Annotated in this window: 21 protein-coding genes and 1 pseudogene; 17 read left to right on the plus strand and 5 right to left on the minus strand. The window is 71.1% G+C overall.

Annotated elements, in window-relative coordinates; all coding sequences use genetic code 11:
- The first annotated feature begins 263 nt into the window (after window positions 1–263).
- Window positions 264–569, plus strand: a complete 306-nt coding sequence (locus ACWDD9_RS34550) for a hypothetical protein (RefSeq protein ID WP_449813809.1) — start codon at window positions 264–266, stop codon at window positions 567–569.
- Between the two features lie 7 nt (window positions 570–576).
- Here ACWDD9_RS34550 and ACWDD9_RS34555 read toward each other — a convergent pair whose 3' ends face one another.
- Window positions 577–1,302, minus strand: coding sequence for an AfsR/SARP family transcriptional regulator (locus tag ACWDD9_RS34555; protein ID WP_375875779.1), 726 nt, complete (start codon window positions 1,300–1,302; stop codon window positions 577–579).
- A 204-nt stretch (window positions 1,303–1,506) separates the two neighbouring features.
- The gene (locus ACWDD9_RS34560) at window positions 1,507–2,685 is read right to left on the minus strand and encodes an IS701 family transposase (RefSeq protein WP_449813810.1); all 1,179 of its coding nucleotides are present in this window, start codon (window positions 2,683–2,685) and stop codon (window positions 1,507–1,509) included.
- Between the two features lie 276 nt (window positions 2,686–2,961).
- Between ACWDD9_RS34560 and ACWDD9_RS34565 the strand changes: the two genes are divergently transcribed.
- On the plus strand, window positions 2,962–3,531 hold the full coding sequence (locus ACWDD9_RS34565; protein ID WP_375875781.1) for a TetR family transcriptional regulator: 570 nt from the start codon (window positions 2,962–2,964) through the stop codon (window positions 3,529–3,531).
- Window positions 3,532–3,570: 39 nt separating this feature from the next.
- On the opposite strand, the gene ACWDD9_RS34570 is transcribed toward ACWDD9_RS34565, so the two are convergent.
- Both ACWDD9_RS34570 and ACWDD9_RS34575 read right to left on the minus strand, forming a co-directional pair.
- Window positions 3,571–4,554, minus strand: a complete 984-nt coding sequence (locus ACWDD9_RS34570) for an NAD-dependent epimerase/dehydratase family protein (protein WP_449813811.1) — start codon at window positions 4,552–4,554, stop codon at window positions 3,571–3,573.
- Window positions 4,539–5,168, minus strand: a complete 630-nt coding sequence (locus ACWDD9_RS34575; protein WP_375875783.1) for a ScbR family autoregulator-binding transcription factor — start codon at window positions 5,166–5,168, stop codon at window positions 4,539–4,541. Before ACWDD9_RS34575 ends, ACWDD9_RS34570 begins: the two co-directional genes overlap by 16 nt.
- 106 nt (window positions 5,169–5,274) lie before the next feature.
- Here ACWDD9_RS34575 and ACWDD9_RS34580 point away from each other — a divergent pair, with 106 nt between their 5' ends.
- The 15 genes and pseudogenes from ACWDD9_RS34580 to ACWDD9_RS34650 all read left to right on the plus strand — a co-directional run bounded on the left by ACWDD9_RS34580 (window position 5,275) and on the right by ACWDD9_RS34650 (window position 21,327).
- Window positions 5,275–6,222 carry a ScbA/BarX family gamma-butyrolactone biosynthesis protein gene (locus ACWDD9_RS34580; RefSeq protein WP_449813812.1) on the plus strand — a complete coding sequence of 316 codons (948 nt, stop codon included), beginning with the start codon at window positions 5,275–5,277 and terminating at the stop codon, window positions 6,220–6,222.
- A gap of 247 nt (window positions 6,223–6,469) precedes the next feature.
- Window positions 6,470–8,302, plus strand: coding sequence for a hypothetical protein (locus tag ACWDD9_RS34585; protein WP_449813813.1), 1,833 nt, complete (start codon window positions 6,470–6,472; stop codon window positions 8,300–8,302).
- Window positions 8,303–8,854: 552 nt separating this feature from the next.
- Window positions 8,855–9,958 carry a bifunctional DNA primase/polymerase gene (locus tag ACWDD9_RS34590; RefSeq protein WP_449813814.1) on the plus strand — a complete coding sequence of 368 codons (1,104 nt, stop codon included), beginning with the start codon at window positions 8,855–8,857 and terminating at the stop codon, window positions 9,956–9,958.
- Window positions 9,955–11,589 carry a DNA primase family protein gene (locus ACWDD9_RS34595; protein ID WP_375875787.1) on the plus strand — a complete coding sequence of 545 codons (1,635 nt, stop codon included), beginning with the start codon at window positions 9,955–9,957 and terminating at the stop codon, window positions 11,587–11,589. The genes ACWDD9_RS34590 and ACWDD9_RS34595 overlap by 4 nt, the downstream gene beginning before the upstream one ends.
- The gene (locus ACWDD9_RS34600; protein WP_331768794.1) at window positions 11,586–11,990 is read left to right on the plus strand and encodes a DUF6009 family protein; all 405 of its coding nucleotides are present in this window, start codon (window positions 11,586–11,588) and stop codon (window positions 11,988–11,990) included. The genes ACWDD9_RS34595 and ACWDD9_RS34600 overlap by 4 nt, the downstream gene beginning before the upstream one ends.
- 60 nt (window positions 11,991–12,050) lie before the next feature.
- Window positions 12,051–12,215 carry a hypothetical protein gene (locus tag ACWDD9_RS34605; RefSeq protein ID WP_449813815.1) on the plus strand — a complete coding sequence of 55 codons (165 nt, stop codon included), beginning with the start codon at window positions 12,051–12,053 and terminating at the stop codon, window positions 12,213–12,215.
- Between the two features lie 131 nt (window positions 12,216–12,346).
- Window positions 12,347–12,841 carry a hypothetical protein gene (locus ACWDD9_RS34610; RefSeq protein WP_449813816.1) on the plus strand — a complete coding sequence of 165 codons (495 nt, stop codon included), beginning with the start codon at window positions 12,347–12,349 and terminating at the stop codon, window positions 12,839–12,841.
- A 598-nt stretch (window positions 12,842–13,439) separates the two neighbouring features.
- Window positions 13,440–14,156 carry a hypothetical protein gene (locus tag ACWDD9_RS34615; RefSeq protein ID WP_375875789.1) on the plus strand — a complete coding sequence of 239 codons (717 nt, stop codon included), beginning with the start codon at window positions 13,440–13,442 and terminating at the stop codon, window positions 14,154–14,156.
- Window positions 14,157–14,267: 111 nt separating this feature from the next.
- Window positions 14,268–14,918: pseudogene (locus tag ACWDD9_RS34620) on the plus strand (transposase); the annotation flags it as partial.
- Between the two features lie 77 nt (window positions 14,919–14,995).
- Window positions 14,996–16,240, plus strand: coding sequence for an AAA family ATPase (locus ACWDD9_RS34625; protein WP_449813817.1), 1,245 nt, complete (start codon window positions 14,996–14,998; stop codon window positions 16,238–16,240).
- The gene (locus tag ACWDD9_RS34630) at window positions 16,237–18,105 is read left to right on the plus strand and encodes a TniQ family protein (RefSeq protein WP_449813818.1); all 1,869 of its coding nucleotides are present in this window, start codon (window positions 16,237–16,239) and stop codon (window positions 18,103–18,105) included. Before ACWDD9_RS34625 ends, ACWDD9_RS34630 begins: the two co-directional genes overlap by 4 nt.
- Window positions 18,102–18,413, plus strand: a complete 312-nt coding sequence (locus tag ACWDD9_RS34635; RefSeq protein ID WP_449813819.1) for a hypothetical protein — start codon at window positions 18,102–18,104, stop codon at window positions 18,411–18,413. The genes ACWDD9_RS34630 and ACWDD9_RS34635 overlap by 4 nt, the downstream gene beginning before the upstream one ends.
- Complete coding sequence (locus ACWDD9_RS34640; protein ID WP_449813820.1) at window positions 18,410–18,724, plus strand: hypothetical protein; 315 nt, start codon at window positions 18,410–18,412, stop codon at window positions 18,722–18,724. Before ACWDD9_RS34635 ends, ACWDD9_RS34640 begins: the two co-directional genes overlap by 4 nt.
- A gap of 65 nt (window positions 18,725–18,789) precedes the next feature.
- A complete protein-coding gene (locus tag ACWDD9_RS34645) occupies window positions 18,790–19,713 on the plus strand; it encodes an acetoacetate decarboxylase family protein (RefSeq protein ID WP_449813821.1) in 924 nt (307 codons plus the stop codon).
- A 15-nt stretch (window positions 19,714–19,728) separates the two neighbouring features.
- Window positions 19,729–21,327, plus strand: coding sequence for a succinic semialdehyde dehydrogenase (locus ACWDD9_RS34650; RefSeq protein WP_449813822.1), 1,599 nt, complete (start codon window positions 19,729–19,731; stop codon window positions 21,325–21,327).
- An 18-nt stretch (window positions 21,328–21,345) separates the two neighbouring features.
- Here the strand turns inward: ACWDD9_RS34650 and ACWDD9_RS34655 are convergent, their stop codons facing one another.
- Window positions 21,346–22,320 (minus strand): alpha/beta hydrolase, encoded by a 975-nt coding sequence (locus ACWDD9_RS34655; protein WP_449813823.1) that lies wholly within the window; start codon window positions 22,318–22,320, stop codon window positions 21,346–21,348.
- Window positions 22,321–22,434 lie beyond the last annotated feature (114 nt).

Genomic DNA, 22,434 nt, shown 5'->3' on the forward strand with positions numbered 1-22,434 from the left:
GTTCTCAGCCCCGTCGTCCGTCGGGGCCGGCCCATCGGCGGTTCTGCTCGTCCACGGCCGGCCCACACTCCTTGCTCATCCATCTGCTGAACTCCGGGAAACAGTAGGTGTGGGGGCCGCGTCGGCGGCACAAGGGCAACCCACGGACATGGGGTAGGGAAAACCCACCGCGGGCTCGTGGGTCTCCATGACTGCCCGCGGTGACCGCGACCGGCAGAGTTGTGGACGTACCGACCAACCAGCCGAGAACGGGAAACAGGCCGATGATGACGACCGCTCAGACGTCGCGTGGTGATCTCAACGACAAGTTCGGCGACCTGATCGACGACCGCGTCGCGGAGGCGGTCGACGCGCTGCTCGACGACAGCCTCGACGCGGCGGTCGCCGGGCGGCTCGGCCGGTACCGCCGCCGGTCCTGGCTGCTGATGGTCGTGCTGGTCGCGATCGTGTCCGGGCTGTCCGTGGCACTGGTGGACAGCCCCGGCCCGCTGGCGGCGATGTGGGTGGCGGCCTCGGTCATCTGCGCCTGCCAGGCGCACGTCTGCCGGCCGTACGGTTCGTGGCGGTAGGCGGTCATCAGGCCGCGTCGCCGAGTTCGGGGCGGCCCATCAGGATCCCCTGGTAGACCTCGCGCAGTTGGATGCCCGGGTCCACGCCGAGTTCCTCGGCCAGGAGCCGGCGTCCCTGGTGGTAGAGGGCGATGGCCTCCGACTGGCGGCCGCAGCGGTGCAGGACGAGCATCAGCTGCGCCCTCACCCGTTCTCGGAACGGGTACTTGGCCACCAGCCGGAACAGGTCGGGCACCACGTCCTCGTAGAGTCCCAGGGCCAGGTTCGCCTCGATCTGCCCCTCCATGCTCACCACCCTCGCCTCCGTCAGCGCGGCGGCCTCCTCGCTGAGCAGGTACTCGGTGGTGTCGGTGAGCACCGGTCCGCTCTGCAGGTCGAGGGCATCGGTGAAGTACCGCGAGGCCAGCCGGTACCGGCGGTTGGCAAGGGCGGACCGCCCCTGTGCGGAGAGCTGGGTGAACTGCTTCCAGTCGAACATCGCCGCGCCGATGGACATCGCGTAACCCTGGCCCTGGCGGGCGATGTTGGCGTGTCCGGCGAAGGCCTTCCGCAACCGCGATATGTACGTGTAGATCTGCGCGTCGCTGGTTCTCGGCGGCCGGTCGCGCCACAGCACGTAGCTCAGTCTGTCATCGCTGACGACCTGCTCCCCGGCCAGCAGCAGCGCGCTGAGCACGGTCTTGGGCTTGGTCCCTCCGAGATGGACCTCCTGCCCGCCGACGCGGACGCCCACTGGTCCCAGGATGCGGAATTCCACTGCCGTTGACACGCAACGTCCCCCATGCCGTAGCGACGGGTCTCGTGGACCCGTGATCCTGACCGGGCGGTCGTGCGCCCGACCCTCAAATCATAAAGAACATTCGCTATGTTTTCAGAGCCCGGAGGCGCACATCCCGCGACTTCGGGAAGTCACCGGGCCCCGGCCGCACCCGCCGGCTCACCCTGCCGCTGCCAGCGCCTGCGCGGCGACGCCCCGGCCGAGCCGCTGGTAGGCGTAGGAGGCGGACACCATCGTCATGTGGTGGTGCCAGCCCGGGAACGAGCGCCCCTCGAAGTCGGTCAGCCCGAAGTCGGCCTCCAGCCGGGCCGTCGTGCGCTGCGCCATCGCGTGATGGAGCGTCAGGTCGCAGAGGTTCTCCGGCCGGGCGTGGGTCAGGTTGGTCAGCCACAGCCGTGCCGGGCCGCGCGAGCCGGGGGTGCGGACGCTGAAGAGCCGGTACTGCCGCGGGCTCCCGGGTACGTCGGCCAGTCCGACGGTGCCGCCCAGGACGGTCACCACGCGGGCCTGCCCGGCCGGGGAGACCACGGCGCTGCGCCCCGCCGCGTCCGCCCACCCGCCGAACGGCAGGGAGCGGACCTCCGCCACGGCGGGCTGCACCGCGCCCGCGCGCTGCGACTGGACGCCACTGCGGCCGCCGACCGTGACCCGCAGGCCGGCCGGGACCGCGACCACGAAGTCCCGCTTGCGCAGCCCGAGTCCGTGCACCAGCGCCTCGGCCCCGCCCTCACCGCTGAAGTCGGCCACCACCGGCACGGGAACGACCCCGGCTGCCGCCACCGCGTCGACCAGTTCGAGCGCCTGCCGCGCCGCCGAGCAGCGGCCCACGTCGTCGGGGATCCTCGTGCGCTCCCTGCGCTCGGCGTCCTCGGTCCACGAGGACGGCAGCAGCAGTCTCCAGTCGACCGGAACGGCCTCGTCGAGCGTTGCCAGGAAGGCCCCGAGGCCGACCTGGCAGGTGACCGAGCGGCCGCTGGCGGGCACGAAGCGGCGGTGCACTCCGCAGGAGTGCTCGCCCCGCTTGCGGAGCACGGCGGTGTCGATCACCAGCGCCCGGGCGGCAAGGCCCTGCCCCGTCCACCTGGCCAGTTCCGCACGGACCGGGGCCCATTCCCAGGGGCTGCCGTTGATGAACTGGTGCAGCGACTGGAGCACCCTGGGCGCGTCCTCGGCCCCGGCCGCGAGGCGCCGCACCGACTTGCGCCCCGGGGTCTCGAGCATGCCGCGCAGGTAGACGTGCGCCCAGCGGCGCTGGTCCACGCGCGGCAGCGCGTCGAAGATCCTCTCGGCGAACCCCAGGACCGAGACACCGGAGCCCGGCAGTGCGGTTGTGAGCATGACATGACCTCCCCGTGCTCGCACTAGACTGGCGCGCACGGCAAAATAATAGCGAACACCCTCTTTTTTTTGTTGGGGGTACCTTGTCGTACTGACGCATCGTCGGGTGGAGCGCGCCTCCGCGGGCAGCAGCGGTCGGCCGAACCGGCCGGGTTTCCATCGAACCCGGCGCATCTTCGGCAACTCGCGCTTGCCGGGAGGCTCGTGCGCTGCGCAGTCTTGCTACTGGCTAACGGTCTTGGGCTCGGAGAGAGCATGGTGAAGCAGGAGAGGGCGATGCGTACCCGCAACGTCCTTGTACGGGCGGCGGCGTCGCGGTTCGCCCACAACGGTTACGAGGGCACATCCCTGGTGCAGATCAAGCAGGCGGCCGACCTGTCGATGGGAGCGCTGACGTTCCACTTCAAGACCAAGGGCGAACTGGCCGACGCGGTGGCGGAGAGAGGCAGGTTCGCGGTGCAGGGCACTCTGGAGCGGGTGACAGCGCTGCCGGCCCCGCCGCTGGACCTGCTCACCAACCTGACGGTCGAACTGTCCCGCCTCCTGGAGAAGGACGTCTTCGTCCAGGCGACGGCGCGGCTGGGACGCGAGCGGTCGGACTCGCCCAACTGGTCGACGTTCTGGCTTCCCGAGATCAAGCGGCTGGCCGAACTGGCGCACGAGAACGTGGAGTTGCTCCCCCCAGCGGCGCCCGACGACGTCACGGCCCTGGCCCGGATGCTCGTCGCGGGCGCCGAGACCCTGATCCGGGACGACGGGCCCGACGCGTCCCCCGAGGCCGTCACCGCCGAGCTGACGCGGGTGTGGCGCCTCGTCCGGCCGCGGATCTCCGACCCCGGCCGGTGAGGCGCCCTCCCGGGTACCCGGGAGGGCGGGAGGACGGGATCAGCCAGACCGGAGCGCCGCCAGGTGCGAGCGGTACCACCGCGCCGCCTCCCCGATCCGGACCAGGGGGCCCGGGCCCGGCCGGCATCCGGCCGTGGTCCACACCTCCTCGGACCGGTACCAGTGATCGCTTGCCAGCAGCGCGAACTGACGCTCGCTCACGCGCCCGGGTACCTCCTCCAGGCGCCGCACGCACTCGGCCCAGCCGAGGTCCCGCTCGACCCCCGGCAGGACCCCGTGTCCGGCCAGCACCGCCATCAGGTCCCGGTTGCGCACCGGCACCGGATGACTGGCGTGGAACACCTCGCCGGCCCCTGGGGCGGGCCGGGCGGCGAGGTCGGTGACCAGCCGGGCGAGGTCGGTCACGCCGACCATCGACAGCAGGCCCCGCCCGCCGTCCCAGCGCGCGGGCACCCGCTCGACGAGCTCGGCCAGCGCGGCCACCACCCAGCGGTCCCCCGGGCCCACGATCAGTCCCGGCCGCAGCACCGTCGCCCCGGCCGCCAACGCGGGCCGCTCGGCGGCGAGTCGGGTCCGGCTGGCCGCCGAGACCGGAGCGGGATCGAGTTCACCGATCGCGGCACCCCGGTGCGGCCCCGGCCCGTAGACCGCCGCCGTGGAGAGGTGCACGATCCGCCCCACACCGGCCCGTACGGCCTCGGCCATCAGCGCCTCGGTCCCGGCGACGTTGACCGCGGCGCACTCGGACTCGTCCGGGCTCAGCGACGCGGCCAGGTGCAGCAGCACGTCCGCCCCCTCGCAGGCCCCGCGCAGCGAGGCCGGGTCCGCCAGGTCCGCGGCGAACCACTCGCCGTCGGCCTCGGCGGCTGGGCGCCTGCCGACCGTCCGGACGACCGTCCGTGACGCGGCGGCATCCGACCGGTCCCCCGCGCGCCGGCCCTGGAGTTCGCGCAGCACCGCCGAACCGACGAAGCCGGTGGCACCGGTCAGCACGACGCGACGCGCCGTTACGCCTTGGCCCACTCGGCCTCCTCCACCCGGGCCCGAAGGCGCGCATGCGCCTCCGGGGTGGCGACCGCCGGCAGCAGGTAGCGCCACAGCGCGGCCACGCGGTGGGCGAGGTCCTCCCGCCCGGTCGCGATCTGCGAGAAGAGCTGGGTGCCGCTGTAGGAGCCCACGACCACCTGGGCGAACTCCTTCTCGTCCACGTCGGGCAGCAGCTCGCCGCGGCCTCGCGCCACCAGCAGCTGCTCGTGGAACTGGTCCACCCACTGCTCGTACGGGGTCGCGTCCTGCAGGCCGATCTCCCCCTGCTCGACGGCGAGCCGGACACCGGCCCGGAACACGACGTTGCGCCGCAGCTCCCGGGCGACGTGGAAGGTGATGTCGATGATCCGCTGCAGCCCCTCCTCCCCCGCCGGGATCTCCACGTGGTCCTGCTGGCTGTTCATCACGGCCAGGGCGAGGCCCTGCTTCGACTTGAAGTGGAAGTACATCCCGCCCTGGGTCACGCCGGCGCGATCCATGATCTTGCTGATGCTCGCACCGCTGAAGCCGCACTCGTCGAACACCTCCGCCGCCGAACGCAGGATCACCTCCCGCGTCCTCAGCGCCCGTTCCTGCTTGGGTTCCGCCATCAGTCCTCCCGCCCTCGGTCGACAAACATAACGAACACCCTTTATTTTACATCCGGCCCCGGTCATTGCCGTCCGGAGGCCTTGGTTTGCTTAGGGGGAGGCAATCATGCTGCTCGAACACGTTCGTCCGGTCACGGCCACAGGTCCGGTCCTCACGACCACGGTGGCCCGCGAGTACGTCCACCGTGCCGCGTTCTCCGAGGTGTTCCTCAGCGGCTGGCGCAGCACCGGCCAGGACACCTTCGTCGTCACCGCCCAGTGGCCGCGCAGCCACAGCTTCTACCTCTCGGAGCAGGGACTGCACGATCCGTTGATGCTCTGCGAGACGGTCCGGCAGACCCTGCTGCTCCTGACGCACACCGCCTACGGCGTCCCCTTCGGACACCAGATGAGCTGGTCGCACTTCTCCTACGAGCTCAGCCCCGGCGCCCTGGCCATGTCCGTCACGAACGCCCCCGCCGAGATCGAACTCCACGTGACGGCCTCGGAGATCAGCTACCGCCGCTCGGTCCCGGTGGCCCTGACCATGGACTTCCAGGTCCTTCGCGACGGTGTCCCGCTGGCCACGGCCAGCACCCGTTTCGGCAACCACGCGCCCGCGCTCTACCAGCGGCTGCGCACCGGCCGCGGCGACGTCGAGCGCATGTTCGCCGACGCGCCCGCCCCCACCACGCCCGTCACCCCGAGCATCGTCGGCCGCGACCGGGCCCGGGACGTCGTGCTCACCCCCACCGACCAGTCCGGCAGGTGGCAGCTCAGGGTCGACACCGCGCACCCCGTGCTGTTCGACCACCCCGTCGACCACGTCCCCGGCATGGTCCTGCTGGAGGCCGCACGCCAGGCCCTCCACTCGCTGGAGCCGGGCAGGAGCGGAACCGTACCCGTCTCGATGGACGCCGTGTTCCACCGCTACGTCGAGTTCGACAGCCCCTGCTGGATCAAGACCACCTCCAACGCCCCGCATTCCGGCGAAGGGCGCTGTGTGAACGTCACGGCCTGGCAGGACGAGCGTCTCGCGTTCTTCGCCAAGGTCGCGACCGCCCCGCTCGCCTGACAGTCCGCAGAAACGGGGCGGCGGCGGCCCCCGCCACGGGTGGCCGCCGCCCCGACGACCGCGTTTCAGGCGCTGCCAGGCACCTGGAACGCGGTCCAGAGATCAAACCGCCCACCGAGCGCCAACTCAGTGGGCCGAGCCCGTCCGGGCGCCAACCCGGACAACAACGAGGTTCTGCCGAACCGAAGCCGATGAAGGCTTCTGCCTCCCGATACGGAGACATCCACATGACACGAACACAGGGACCGTGCCACCCGACTGGAGTGATCGAACTCCCGTACGGGCCGGACATGTCACATGTACAGGCAATATAATGAAGCAAAATCCACGCGATTTCCAGCCGTCGCACGATATCGCCGCCTGGAACGGGCTGCCCCCGCGACAGCGCCGGCAACGGGTCAAAGTCCCCATCCGCATCGTGGAGTCCCCGTTCTACGCGGACGCGGCGCTCAGCGTCTACGTCAAGATCAAGGCACTCGCCCAGCGCCCCGAAGGCTGCACCGCCGGCGCCCGCACCCTCGCGTCCTACCTCGGGCTGTCGAAGTCCACCGTCGAACGCGGCATCTCCCAGCTCCGCTCCAGCGCGCCCGACGGCGTGATCGAACTGCCGGAGAACACCCGCCGCTCCATGCCCGGCGGCTGGGGCACCACCTGCCTGCGCCGGGTGCGGCCGATGACGTCCTCGGAGCGCTTCGTCTGGCTGCCCGTCGCCGCCTGCGAGGACCTCACGTCGCGCCAACTGCGCGCGTACGCCGCCATCGCCTACGCCGTGGCCCTGAAGATCGCCCTGACCGAGGCCGAGCTCGCCGGCTACCTGCGCCACCACACGGGCAGCCGCGCGGGCAGCCCGATCACCACGGAAGCCGCCGGGAAGGTGATCGACGGCCTGGAGGCCACCGGCTGGATCACCGTCGAGCGCCGCGCCGGCACCCAGGGCCGGCACCTCTTCACCCTCGCCACGGTCGAACCGGAACCCCGCCCCGGCGACCCGTTCGACCTCTTCGCCACACCCGCGTCTCCTGTTGTTGGTGACGGATCGGGTCCCCGCGTTGATGACGGATCGCTCGCGTACAGAGAAGACCCTATGACTGACCGACCCGAGGACGAACGTCCGCTTGTCCCACCCGCCGGAGGCGAGATACCGGTAGATGCGTCGGTGCCCGGCCGCCCGGCCGTGCGCACGGAACCGGTGCCCCCGGGTGAGCCGGTGGCGGCTCGACTGCCGAGCCCGCGTCTCGCGCTCCGCGCGGGGGAGCACCCCGACAGCGACGCCCCCGAACTCACCTACAGCCCCCGCGTCCACGCTGCCCTCGAACCCGTCCGCTGGCTCCTGCCCCGGGCCAACACCTTCACCCAGCGGCTCATCGGCCGCGAGGCCGGCCGCCAGCTGCGCGCGGGCACCGACGACGCGAGGCTTCGAGCCCGCCTGACGGCCCGCCTGGCCGCCACGACGCCATCGGACATCCGGGACGTCGGCCGCTGGCTGCTGGGCGTCGCACTGCCCCGCTGGGGGTGCCCTGACCCCGACTGCGAGACCGGAGTGCTGTGGTCCTCCGGTACTGCGTGCCGGACGTGCCGGGAAGTCATCACCGACCGCCGGGCCGCGTCCCGCCCACCGGTGGTGCCCTCAGCACCCGCTGGCACCGCCCCCACCGGGCCTGACCGCCTCCCGAGGCTCGGCCAGTGCTGTCCCGGCTGTGAACGCCCCCGCCCGGTGGGAACGTCAGGTCTGTGCGGCGGTTGCCGGCACACCCCGAAGGCCACCACCCCCACGGCAGTCCCGGCCGAACGCTGCACCGGCGACGGCAGCGCACGCTGCGACCGGCCCGCGGCGAACGACGGCCTGTGCTGGCGGTGCAGGGTCCGGAGGACGTCTCGGGCCGGTACCGACTCGTTCCCCTCGACTGAGGCAGGGCAGCCGGAACCGGATCCTGCGGCAAGTCGGTACCAGAGTCGCTTCGGTCGCTCGGTCGCTGCCCACGGGGCTTCACCGGTTCCGGTGCCGGCGGCTCGGCAACCCTCGGCAGCAGAACTCCTGGGCAGTCCGCCGGCTCCCCTTCGTCCTCGGCGGAGCTACTGAAGCGACCCAAGCGACCGAACCCGGCACCTTCAGCCGTGCCTGACACGCGCGACACGCCGCCGTTCTGTCCGGAGGGGCTCAGTCGCTTTCAGTCGCTGAGCTTCAGTCGCTGGACAAAACCCCAGGTCAGAACCCATATACTCACCCGATCAGCGACCGAAGCGACTCAAGCTCGGGTATATAAAGACATTCCCGTGTGCGTGTGCGCGTTATAGACCCGGGCTTGAGTCGCTTCAGTCGCTGATGGGCTTGGAAAACGGCTTCTACCTGCGGAAACGTCGGAGCACCGGAACCAGCGACCGAAGCGACTCGGTCGCTGGCCAACGGTTCGGTCGCTCAGTCTTCCCACGGGCTCCGCCGGTTCGGGCTCGTATGTCCTCGCTCGGCTAGTCTGTGTGAGCTATCTTCTGGACTTCGGTCGCTTCAGTCGCTGATCCGGCATCCGCCAGTGCTCTGACCTGGCTTTTTGCCTTCAGCGACTCAGCCGGCGACTCAAGTCCGGGCAGCTACCGAGCTACCGATCAGCTACCGAACCAAGGGGAAGGGACCAGCGTGACGGCGCCGAAGGCCGTGGGGAGCGACCGAGCGGAGCGTCAGCCGGAGGCGCTCGCCGTCGCTCGCTGGTGTGCCGCCCAGGGGTGGCCCGTCCATCCGCTGGCTCCCGGACGCAAGACCCCGCCGGCCAACTGTCAGGCCTGCCAGGACTCCCCGCACTCCCCCACCGAGTGCATCTGCCCCCGGGTGGGTCGCTGGTGCCACGGCTTCCACGCCGCCACCGTCGACCAGGACGTCATCACCGCCTGGTGGCGAGTCAACCCGGACTTCGGTACGGGCGTCGCCTGCGGCCCCGCGGGCCTGGTCGTCATCGACGTCGACAGCCACCCGGGCCCTGTCCCCTCCCGGGACCGGATCCTGCCAGGCATCCCGATCCACGAGCACGTCAACCTCGAGGGCCTGGAGAACGGCTACCACACCCTCGCCCTGCTGGCAGCTCTGCGCGGAGCTCCCGACCCGGCCGGGGACACCGCGACCCTGAGGGTGCGAACCCCCTCCGGGGGCCTGCACATCTGGTACCGCGACCAGGCCCACCACCGGTTCGCCTGCTCCGCGGGCTCCTCCGCCGGCCGGGCCCTCGCCTGGCAGGTCGACGTCCGTGCCCACGGCGGCTACATCGTCGCTCCCGTCACGGCGACCGCCAACGGTGTCTACACCCCGCTGCCCGGTGCCACGGTCCCCGCGCCGCTCCCCAGGTGGCTCGCCGAGGAACTCATCCGCACCGGCCACCTCAAGGACCAGCCCGGTACGCACAGCGTCCCCCAGCAGGCCGTCCCCCACCGGGGCCGTCAGGCCGTCGTGGCCGCCGGCGGCGGCAAGCGGGGTGCCGATCGGGTCCTCGACACCGTTCTGCAGGACGTCACCGACTGCGCGGGCACGGCCGAAGGGGTCGGGTTCACCGGCAAGCTCAACCGCGCCGCCTTCACCGCCGGAGGCCTGGTCGCCGCCGGGCACCTCACCCACGCGGCCGCCGAGCGGCTGCTCACCGATGCCGCACACACCGCCCGCCCCTCCCAGGACCGGCACAGCTCCGCCGTCATCCGCTCCGGCCTCGCCGCCGGTGCCCGGCAGCCCCTGCACATCGGGAAGGCGCGCGGATGAGCGACAGCACCCGTAAGAGGACGGTCTTCGACCCCGTGGCCGCAGCGCAGCAGATCCTGGAGTACCCGCCGGTCCCGGGTCCCTCGCAGGCCCCCTGGCACGGCACCGCCGTGCAGGAGAGCCTCTTGGAGGAACCTGCCCCCGTGGCGGCCCAGCAGACGCCTGTTCAGGCCGTCCAGGGCCCCTCGACGGCCTCACCGGTCATTCGGTCCACTCCCGCCCCCGCAGGCCCACAGGCGAGCCCGCAGGGCCTCCTGCCGGACTCCCTGTCGGACCGCGGAAACGCCAAGCTCTTCGTCCACCTCTACGGACGCGACTACCGCCACGTCCCGGGACTCGGCTGGTACCGCTGGGCCGCCCACCGCTGGCAGCTCGACGAGGACGACACCGTCCTGTGGGCCGCCGGCGAGATGGCCGAGAGCATCGCCACCCACGACCCCCGCGGCGTCTACACCAACACCGACCTGCGTCGGCACCGCCGCCGCGCCCTGTCCACCTCGGGTATGAACGCCATGCTCGCCCAGGCCAAGTCCGCCCCGGGGATGGTCCTCAACGCGGCTCTCCTGGACGCCGACGCGTACGCCCTGTGCACCCCGAGCGGCGTGGTCGACCTGCGCACCGGCGCCATCGTGCCGCCCGACCCGAAGGTCCACCACCACTCCCGCTCCACCACCCTGGCCCCCGCCCGGATGCCCACCCCGCGCTGGGACCGCTTCCTCACCGACACCTTCGGCGACGACAAGGAAGGCCGCCAGACCCGCGACTTCCTCCACCTGCTGCTCGGCTACTCCATCAGCGGCGACGTCGGCGCCCAGGTCATGCCCTTCCTCTATGGCCAGGGCAAGAACGGCAAGTCCGTCCTGCTCGACGTCATGATCCAGCTCCTCGGCGACTACGCCGACGCGGCCCCGCCCGGCTTCCTCATGGCCAAGACCTTCGACGGCCACCCCACCGACCTCGCCGAGCTCCACGGCCGCCGGATCATCGTCTGCTCCGAGCTCAAGCCCGGCGACCGCTTCGACGAGGCCCGGGTCAAGCTGCTCACCGGCGGGGACAAGATCAAGGCCCGCCGGATGCGCCAGGACTTCTTCTCCTTCGAGCCCACCCACAAGCTCTGGCTGCTCGGCAACCACCGCCCCGAGGTCGGCACCGGCGGCTTCGCCTTCTGGCGGCGCATGCGCCTGATCCCGTTCGAGCGGGTCGTGCCCGAGGAGCGCAAGATCGACAACCTGGCCCACGTCCTCGTCGCCGAGGAAGGGCCCGGGATCCTGGCCTGGCTCATCGAGGGCGCCCGCCGCTACTTCGCCGGGGAGAAGGACCTCGCCGGCCCCCAGGCCGTCCAGACCGCGACCACGGCCTACGCCGAGACCGAGGACCACGTGGGCCGCTTCCTCAAGGAGGCGTGCGTCACAGGCGAGGGCATGCGGGCCGAACAGTCCCAGCTCTTCGGCGCCTACACCCGTTGGTGCGGCTTCGAGGGGGCCAATCCCGTATCCGGGCGTGCCTTCGCCGCACGAGTTCGCGAGACACTGGGTATGACATCTCCCAAGGAGATGGTCCTGTCCAACAGCCGCAAGTACTACCCGGGCATCGGCCTGATCACCGACGACACAGAGGAGCACCACGCGTGAGCGCGCTGATCGACCCGGCCGAGCTCGCCCACGAAACCGACCTCGTCTGGCTGGAGGACACCTCCGACCTCGACTACGTCCGTCAGTCGCTGGACCGCCTCACCACCCGCCGCGGCCGCCCGGCCTACCACCGCGACGGCCGCATGGTCGGCTACGCGATCCTCGGCCCCGACGCCAAGTCCTCGCGCGCCTCCGGCACCTTCCGCCGGCGCGTCTTCTGGCTCCTGCCGCACGACCGCGACCAGGACCCCGAAGGCCTCTACACCACCGGCGCCCCCTCCGAGGCAGTGGACCCGCGCACCGTCGCCCCGGGCGTCAAGGGCTACAAGACCGAGCGCTCCGAAGGCGGCCCGGCCTCCCCCGCCATGCTCGAACTGGGGATAACGCTTCCGAAGGCCTGACAGCCCGGGGGATGCGGTTCATGGGAGAGGGGCGGATCGTTTCCGATCCGCCCCTCTCCCATGAACCGCAGTGAGACCCGGCGGATGAGACTCGACCGGATCGCGGCCGCGCGCGGTGCGGCGCGGCGGGCGGCACTCGACCTGCACCGCGCCGGCGGCTACGACTCGCTCCGGCGGGCCATCGACTACCCGGAGCTCAACGGCCTGTTCACCGCCACCAGCTGACCAGGCGCCGACGTACTCGTTGAAGCACCCGGACGGTACAGATGAACGTGATGTGTCAGGGCGCATGCCTCCTGCGGTGCTGAGGGCGGAGAGCCCTTGTTCTCCTGCCGGAGCGAGCTGATGATCAGCTCATGTCCATGAGCCGAGGCACCTTCGACGATGTCCCCCTGAGCACGCTGTTCCCCCGGCTGTCCGCCGCCGGCGTCGGATCACTGCGGCGCGCGGCTCGCAGCGTCGGCGAGGCTCGGTCCGAGGCCGCCGCCGCGACGTGGGACTGGAAGCCGGACCATGCGGTCTTCGCAGGCCCGCAGTCCCGGGCCTGCGTGATCCTCCTTCTGTGCGTTGTCCAGCCGGTGAGTGGAAGCGACTCGCCGGAGTTCCAGCTTCAGGTGGGCTGGACGGACCAGGGGCAGCACGAGGTGAGCGCCTCGGTCAACGTGGGCTGCTGGTGCGAGACCGACCACGGCACCCATGACGCCGACGTCCTCACCTTCGCCGTCGGTGACGAGATCTCGCTGCTCCAGGCCTTCGAAGCCTGCGCCGAGCGCATGACGGCCTGGCTGGCCGACCCTCGCGACGCAGACTTCTGGCGAGCCCGAGAGGGTCTGCCGGCGCGCCGTGTGTAGGGCCTCGTTCGGGCCGATCCCCACTCGGCGCGGGGCCGGGCCCGTGTACGACAGGTCGGCAGTACCGCGTGCGGTCGGTCGTGAACCCGCTGCTGACGATCAGCTCCGGTGCCCTGGACAGCAGTGGCCGGGGCACCGCCATACAGATCGGCAGCTCGGTATCGCGTCGTTCACGGGTGATGGCGGCGAAGTCGCGGCCCGCTCGGCGGCCACGACCGGGTCCTGGACAGGCGTCCAGGGCCCGGTCGAGCCGGGTGCGCTCGCCAGTGGCCAGGGAATCGGGAAGACGCATGATCCAGGCCGCGATCCGGTGCGGCCGCGGGATCGGACGCGGTTCTTCGACGGCGGTCCCGGCCCGCAGGGTCGCGACGTATCTACGCACCACGACCACCAGGTCTTCGACCTCGGGCCAGACCAGGCTCCGGATCTCGCACACGTCCCACGCGCAGCCAACGCTTGCAGTTCTGCGGAGACCTCCCGGAACAATGATCGAAAGTGACTGACCGTCAACCAGCCACGGAGTCCGGCAACAGTCCCAAGGGCTCGATCGCAACTGCTCAGCTTGTGATTTATCCACTCGTCTTCGTCGGCGGAACGGGTGATCGAGCTGATCTTCCTGCGGAAGACTGTGTGCGTGACCCTTCCTACTTCGCTTGCCGCTGCTGAGGAGATCCGTGATCACCTCATTGATCAGCTCAACCTCGCCCTGCGCCGGCCCGGGATGTACGGGGGTGAGGTGGCGTTCCGGATCCTGATTGACCACCTGCTGTTCGTCGAGCGCCAGCCCGAGGCGTGGAATCAGCTGAAGCAGAGCTGGGAAGAGCAGGGGCTCTGGACCTCCATCGGCCCCAGCGGGGCCTTCCAGGAGGTCTTCCCCGCGCAGGGTGACTGCTATGAAGTCGCCTCGGTATACGCGGAGTTCGCGCAGCGACGCGGTTGGCTCGGGCCCGATCGGGTTCTCACAGCCGAGGAGTACGAGGCTGTCACAGACCGGGTGCGAGGGTGGGCCGCGGCTGACCGCACCTGGGCTGACGTGACGGCGGAGTTCGGCCCTCCCTCTGTGCTGTTCGGAGGGAACAATCCCTTGTACGGGAAGACGCTTGGCTACCTCTCGGGGGATCCGCAGCAGCCGATGGTGGTCTTCCATCTGTGGAACGGCAGCGAACCGGGGAGCGAACCGTGGCCGCCCGAGCATGCGCAACCGTTGCTTCTCGCAGTGCGTTTCGGCGCCGGCTCGTTCCGTGGATCGTTGACCTTCACCCCCGAGGGTGATCGGAGAAGGCCGACGGTCGAGGATCCTTACCTGCCGCGGTAGCGGTCCGACGGCGAGCGCAGGTCACCCACATGGGGATTTCCAGGACAGCGGACCCGGCCCCGCCTGATTCTGGACCTCCAAGAGGTTCAGAGGCTCGACGCGAAGGCCGTGCTGGTGACCGTGGTGGAACAGGGCGTGCAGTACGAGTCGTTCGCGGAGCTGTCGCGCTTCCGGGGGGTCTTCTACGACTGCCTGACCGGGCGGCGTGACGCGCTGTTCGAGCTCACCGACGCGGTGCTGTGCACCGACGGCCCGGTGAAGACCCTGGTCGGCCTGGCATTGGCTCCCGAGCACCGCCGCGGCCACGGGGCCCTGTACGGCGCGCTGAACCGGGGCCGCCTGGACGTTGAACGGCTGCGGGCCGAGCTGGCCAGTCTGCCGCTGCCCCGTGCCGCCGGTGGCCGCCTGGTGCTGGCGGTGGACGTCTTGCCGTGGCTTCGGTCCGACGCCGACACGAGCGACGCCCGCTCGTTCTGCCACACCTACGGGTGGGGCGACGCCAGGCACCAGATGATCCCGGGCTGGCCGTACTCGTGGGTCGTCGCTCTGGAGTCGGGCCGGACCTCGTGGGTCGCCCCGCTGGACGCGGTGCGGCTGAGGCCGGGCGACGATCTCGCCGCGGTCACCGCCGCACAGCTGCGGGACCTGGTCGAGCACCTGGTCGCCGCCGACCAGTGGAGCCCAGGTGACCCGTCGGTGCTGATCGCGGCCGACGCCGGCTACGACGTGATGCGGCTGGCCTACCTGCTGCGCGACCTGCCCAGGCTGGGGGAGCGGCTGCGGGCAGTGAGCCTGCTCTCCCTGCCCGACGAGGACGACATGGTGACGGAGGAGAACCGTTGAGCGGGAGCGAGGAAGGGGCGTCGCCGGTGTTCCTGCCCGGGCCACCGCTGGACCGCACACACTGGCAGGGCTGGGAGCGGTGGCGGGCGAGCCGGGACGCGTTCGTGCCGGCGCCGCGGCTGACCGCGGCGCAGTACGCGCGGCTGAGCCTCAGGCAGGCCCGTATCCACGACCTGCACCGCCTGGCCACCCACAGCAGTCTGCCGGTGCAGGCCACCCCGATGAGCGAGGCCGTCGCCGACCTGGTCAAGACCCGCATCGAGGACGGCGCGTTCAGCCACAAGTGGGGCACCCGCACCGGCGTGATGGTCAACGGCGGCGGCGCCCAGGGCAAGACCGAGACGGTGTGCGAGGCGCTCGCCGCGTTCGAGGACGAGTGGCTCCAGCTGCACCGGCAGGTCAACCCGGAGGCGATCGAGGGCACGCGGGACCTGCACGCCCCGGTGGCGTACGTGCGCTGTCCGGTCCGGGCGACCCCGATCTCCACCTGCCAGCGGATCCTCGACTTCTTCGGTGAGGACCACAAGGGCATGCGCCTGGAGGACTTGGTCCGCACCGTGAAGGACGCGATTTTCGCGCATGGCTCCAAGGCGCTGGTGATCGACGACATCACGAGGTTGAAGCTGCACCGGGAGGCGGACCAGGACGTCCTGGACCTGATCCGCGAGATGATGAGCATGCCCGTCACCCTGATCCTGGTGGGCGTCGGCATCCCGAACTCCGGGCTGCTGCGCGACGGGCGCCGGGACGCCAAGACCGGCCAGTGGATCTTCAAGCCGGTCCCGGACCGCGGCAGGAGCCCCAACGACCAGGCCGCCACCCAGCACGAACGGCGTTTCGACCTGATCGACCTCGACGCGTTCGGCTACGACACTCCCGCGCGGATCGCCGCGTGGACCGCGCACCTGGCAGGGCTCGAACAACATCTGCGGCTGCTGACTGACACCGAGGGCATGCTCACCACCGGTGGCATGCCCGAGTACCTGTTCCGCCGCACCGGCGGGGTGGTGGGACTGCTGGAGAAGCTCATCCAGACCGGCTGCCGCCGCGCGATCCGCGATGGCAGCGAGCGGCTGACGATCGACCTGCTCGACGCCTTCACAGTCACCCCCACCGACCTGCCCGACCTGGACGCCGCCTCCGGCGAGCAGCCTCACATCCCCGCCCCGGCCAGGAAGAAGGTGGCGCGAGGGCGCAACACGGTCTTCGACGACGCCGGCCCCAGCGGAGCGGTGAGTTGACCCCCGCCCCCGCCCCGCTCGCCCGTAGCCTCGTGCCCCTGCCGCAGGAGTCCCTGGCCGGCTACGTACTGCGGCTGGCCCATCGCCTTCGCCGACCACCCGGGCGCATCGGCGTGCTGACTGGCCTCGCCCCCTACCGGCTGGGGCGCATGGTCCGCCTGCCCGCGCACCTGCTGGTCGACCTCGGGCCCGAGCGAGCGGCGGCGTTCGCCGCCGCCACCCGTCTGAGCTTGAGCGAAGTCGCCGCCCTGAGCCTGCGCCAGTACGCCGCCGCCTACCCGCCGATGGCCCAGGCCAGCACCCGCACCGACGGGCGAGTGGGCTTCAACGTATGGGCGTTCACCACCGCCAGCCGGTTCTGCCCCGACTGCCTGGCCGGAGACGGCAGCCCCATCGAGCACGAGCACGGCGGCGCCTGGCGCCATCGCTGGCACCTTCCCGTCGTCTTCGCCTGTACCCGCCACCGCCGGCTGCTGGAACACCTGTGCCCGCACTGCCGGCGGCCCGCCAACCTCTCCTTCGACGGGCGGGCCAGCGCCATCCTCCACTTGCAGGGCGCCGGCCTGCACCCCGCCCAGTGCCGCAACCTCGCACTGGACGCGCCTTCGCGCAGGCCCCGCCCGTTGTGCGGCGCTGACCTCACCACGTCCGACCTCGGCCGGCGACCCCTCGACCCGGCCCAGCTGACCACCGTCCTTCGGCTCCAGGAACGCCTCGACCACCATCTCGCTGCGGACACGGGCACCGGTTCGCTGTTCTTCCCGGACCTAGCGGCCGTCAGCCAACTCATCAAGATCACCTGGCCCATCGCCGCCGACCTCGCACCGCTGCCCACCGCGGTGTCGGACACACTCGACACGCACATCCAGGACGTACGCCGACGCACCGCCGACCTCCCCCACGGGCACAATGGCCGTGAGGTCATCGGCCTCCCTGCACCGGCCGCCGCGACGGCGGCCCTGCTCGCGCTGAGCGAGCACCTCCTGGCCGAGCGGGACGCGGCCACCCTGCGCGAGGCGATGCAGACCCTCGCCCGCACGGCATTCGACACCGACCGGCTCCGCTACGCGGGGGTCATCCGCCGCCAGCTGTCCACACCACTGGCCCGCGCGCTGTCCCGCCAGCAGTTCGGCTTCCACGCCCTCGCCGGCGCCGGCACCTCCGGCGTCCTGCGGGTGGCGTCCCGCCCTTGCCGGTTCACTCCCGCGCACATCCCCCAGCTCCTGCCCATCCACTGGTACGAGCGCCACCTCGCTGGCTTCACCGCACGCCTCACGGCCACCAGCCGCAACAACAGCCGTCTCGTTCGCCGGGCCGCGGCGCTGAAACTCGCCGAGATGACCCTGGGCGGCACCCCGGCCGACGGCGCACTCCTGCTCGCCATCCCGCCCGGACACGCCGCCTCCGGCCTCAAACAGCTGCGGGCACGAACCCCGGACACGCACTGGGGACAGTTCCTGGCCGGCGTGGAGACGATCGCTGGCGAACTCGACCGGCACGACCAGCGGATCGACTACGCCCGGCGCCGCGCAGCCCTTGGCACGTGGGCCATCCCCCAGGAGCACTGGGCCGCCCTAACCGCCGGCCTGCCCACCGCCCGCGCGATGCGGCTACCGGCCTCGGTCCTGGTCTGGGCCCGCGTGACCGAGGGCGAATACCTGTTCAGCCCGCTGATCCGCGCCGACGGCACTGGGCCGCAGCTGGACGGTGGGGCCGATCTGGTGCGCGAGACGGTCCACCTCCTGGGGGTGCGCAGGGGCGACAAAGCCCGCCTCCTGGCACGCCTGGCCCCCTATACCGACGAGCTCGCCGCCCAGTGCGACTCCCGGACCGCGGCCGAATTCGCCACAGGACGGACCAGGTGACGGGCCGTCCGCTTGCCCGCAGCCTGGGCCCGCTGCCCGAGGAATCGATGGCCGGCTTCCTGCTACGGCTCTCCTACCGGATCCGCCGCACCCCGGCCCGCACCGCCGAACTGGCCGGCCTCGGCCCGATCCGGAACGGCCGCCTGAGCACCGACCACCTCCTGGGCCTGACACCTACCACGGCCACGGTGTTCGCCGCTGCCACCCGCCTCACCCCACCCACGGCCCTGGACGCGTCACCTGTGCGGGCAGCGGCGGTGGAGGCGCTATGCGCGAAGGTGACGCGTCCAGGGCCGCGACCTAGGTGAATGCGACGATCGAGTACGTCGCGGCGCAGGCCGGCGCGATGAAAGCGGCCGTTGCGCCGGCGACCGCGCTGGTGCGCCACATGATCGGTGACGCGGACGCGTTCGGCCTGGCGCGCTCGCAGTGGAACACGGTCGTCTACCTGACCGCAGGCGGGCAGTCCCAGCACCCAGGTCCGGCCGCGCCAATCCGTTCCGCATGCGACCCGCCGCCGCGTTCCCGCCCTGCCGAGAGCGGCCGGCGACCGCACGGTGGGCAGGCCGACCCCAGTGGTCGTATCCGTTCACGGAATCCCCGCACGCCCAATTGTTGACGGTGCTTACATTGCGGCCTATAGTCATGTGTACACCGCTTACATTGCTAGTGAGGAGCCGTGCCATGTCTTCGGCGCAGAAGGACACCACCGTCAAGGTCGACCTGGGCGGCCGTACGGTCACCGTCCCCAAGGGGGGTCTGTACGACCGGTACCGGATGAACCCCGACCTCGACGAGATCGCCCGTGATCCCCGCGTCAGCGGGGTGGATTTCTTCCGGCAGCTGCCCAAGGTCAAGGTCGATTCCCCGATCGGACCCACGCTGACCCCGAACTTCTACTACAGCGTCTCGACCGCCCGGATCACCATGCTCGCGCCCTCCGGCGCGATCCGGACCCGGCTGCCCGGAGAGCTGGCGCCGCTGGAGATCGCCCCGGGCCTCGGGCTGATCTCGGTCATGTTCTTCCGCTACGACGTGTGCGACATCGACTTCTACACCGAGGCCGCCGTCGGCATCGCCGTGAAGCCCGCGCGGCACGGCAGGCTCGGGTTCTTCGACCTCGTCGCCGGCCTCAAGAACGAACAGCTCGACTCCTACGTGCTGTCCCTGCCGGTCAGCACGGAGATCGCCCAGGTCCGCGGCCACGACGGCTACGGCTTCCCCAAGTGGGTCACCGGCCTCGACGTCGACATCGACGAGCGCCGGACCACCGCCCGGGTCACCAACGACGCCGGCGGCCTCGACCTGTCGCTCCAGGCGACCACGCCGAAGCAGACCGCCCACCTGAGCGGCGACCGCGTCAGCTCGCTCACCTCGTACACGACGATCAACGGCGCATGGCACTCCACCCTGAGCCAGACCAACGTGCTGAACGCCGGCACGACGCGCGTCCCGCGTGACGTCCGCCTCCAGCTCGGCGAGGGCCGGATGTCCGACGACCTGCGCTCGCTCAAGCCGATGCGGACCATCCAGTTCGACGTGATGACCGAAGGCCAGCTCGCCCTCCACATGCCGGTCCCCACCTCGGTCCAGCGCCGGAACAAGTAGCAAGGAACCCCCGCCATGGCCACCGCACAAACCGCCAGCCCCACGGCCGCCCGCGCCCAGGGCCTGCCCGCCTCCATCACCCCGGCGCTGATCGAGCGGCTGACCGCACGGGTCTTTGCCGCACCGAACGCCGCGCGCGTCACCACCAGCGCCCCGTACTCCGGCCACCCCCTGGGCGACTTCCCCATCTCCACCCCCGACGACGTCGAGGCCGCGTTCGCCCGCGCCCGCGCCGCCCAGGCCACCTGGGCGGCCACGCCGATCGCGGAGCGCAAGAGGATCATGCTGCGCTTCCACGACCTCGTCCTCGCCCGCCAGGAGGAGGCGCTCGACCTCATGCAGGCCGAGAACGGCAAGACCCGCCGCGACGCGTTCCTCGAAGTCGTCGACATCGGGATCGTCTCCCGCTACTACGCGCGCAACGCCGCCAAGTACCTGAGCCCCAAGCGCCGCCGCGGCGCGATCCCGCTGCTGACCCACACCACCGAACTGCGCCACCCCAAGGGCGTCGTCACGGTGATCTCCCCGTGGAACTACCCCCTGAGCATGGCCGCCAGCGACGCCATCGCCGCGCTCATGGCGGGCAACGCCGTCGTCCAGAAGCCCGACACCCAGACCGCGCTCACCGCCCTCTGGTCGCTCGACCTCATGTACGAGGCGGGGCTGCCAGCCGACGTGTGGCAGATCGTGGTCGGCCGGGGCAGTTCCATCGGCGGCGCCTTGATGGCAGGCGCCGACTACATGATGTTCACCGGTTCCACCGCCAGCGGGCGCCAGATCGCGAGCGACGCGGGCCGGCGCCTGATCGGGGCCTCCCTCGAACTCGGCGGCAAGAACCCGATGATCGTCCTGGACGACGCCGACATCGACAAGGCCGCCGCCGGCGCGGTCAACGCCTGCTTCCCCTCCGCCGGCCAGCTGTGCGTCTCCGTCGAGCGCCTGTACGTCGCCGAGTCCGTCCGCGAGAAGTTCGTCGCCGCGTTCGTCGAGCGCACGAAGAGGCTCAAGATCGGCGCCGCCTACGACTACAGCGTCGACGTCGGCTCCCTCACCACCCCGTCCCAGCTCAGGACCGTCACCGAACACGTCGACGACGCCGTCGCCAAGGGCGCCACCGTCCTGGCCGGCGGCCGGGCCCGCCCGGACCTCGGCCCCCTCTTCTACGAGCCGACCATCCTCACCGACGTCACCCCCGAGATGACGGTGTACGACCACGAGACCTTCGGCCCGGTCGTCTCCATCTACTCCTTCCGCCACGTCGAGGAGGCGATCGCGCGGGCCAACGCCACCCCGTACGGCCTCAACGCCAGCGTCTGGACCCGCAACGGGGCCCGCGGCCGGGCCGTCGCCGCCCGCGTCCACGCCGGCACCGTCAACGTCAACGAGGCCTTCGCCGCCGCCTGGGGAAGCATCGACGCGCCGATGGGCGGCATGGGCGACTCCGGCCTCGGCCGCCGCCACGGCGCCGAGGGCATCCTCAAGTACACCGAGGCACAGACCGTCGCCCACCAGCGCATCCAGGGCTTCTACCCGCCGCAGCGCATCAGCCCCGAGACCTGGGCCGCGCTGCTGACCGGCACGCTCAAGATCATGAAGGCGTTCGGCGTCCGCTGAACAGCGGGCGCGGGCCCCTCAGTTGCCGTGGAGCGCCGTCCTGAGGGCGTCGATGGCGAGTTTGCGGGCGACGTTGGCGGCGCGGGTGTCGCGGAGGCTGTCCAGGAGCAGGAAGTCGTGGACCATGGCCGCGACGCGGACGGACGTGACGTCGACGCCGGCCTCGCGAAGCCGGTTGGCGTACTGCTCGCCCTCGTCGCGCAGGACGTCGGCCTCGTCGGTGATGACGAGGGTCGTCGGCAGGTCCTTGAGCTGGTCGAGGGTGGCCTGCAGGGGCGAGGCGTGGTGTTCGGCGCGCTGGGCGGGGTCGGTGGTGTAGGCGTCCCAGAACCACTTCATGCCGTCGCGGGTGAGGAAGTAGCCTTCGGCGAACTGCAGGTAGGACGGGGTATCGAAATTCGCGTCGGTCACCGGGTAGAGCAGGACCTGGGCCTTGAGGTCGATGCCGCCGCGCTCCTTGTTCATCAGGGCGAAGACCGTCGACATGCAGCCGCCGACCGACTCTCCGGTCACTGCGACTCGGGAGGTGTCCAGGCCGTGTTCCTCGCCGTGCTTGAGCACCCACTGGCCCACGGCGTAGTTCTGCTCGACCTGGGTGGGGTACTTCGCCTCCGGCGCCCGGTGGTAGACGGGGAAGACGCCCGCGGCGCCCGCGCCGACCGTGAGCTCGCGGAAGATCCGGTCGTGGGTCTTGTCGTCGCCGAAGACCCAGCCGGCGCCGTGGATGTAGAACACCACGGGAAGCGGCCCGGTGACGCCCTTGGGGCGGATGATACGGGTGCGGACGGTGCCCCACTCGCCGGTGGCCACCTCGACCCACTCCTCGTCGACCTCGGGCCGGGGCACGCCCGGGTCGACCTGCAGGCCGAGCAGGATCTCGCGGCCCTGCTCGGGCGGCAGTTCGTAGAGCCGCGGGTGCGGATCGGTCGCCTCGCACAACTCCTTTGCGGCGGGCTCCAGGTAAGGGGTAAGCGGCGGAGGAAGCTCAGTCATGTTCTCTCCATGTCGCGGGCACACGTGTGCCCTGCTCGCGCGGCCTCACCGGCCGCGCCTGACGAACCCCCGGCCGAACCTCCCCTCCTCCTATCGTCGGGTCCCGCGCGCGAC

It is taken from the genome of Kitasatospora sp. NPDC001119 (genome assembly GCF_053598475.1).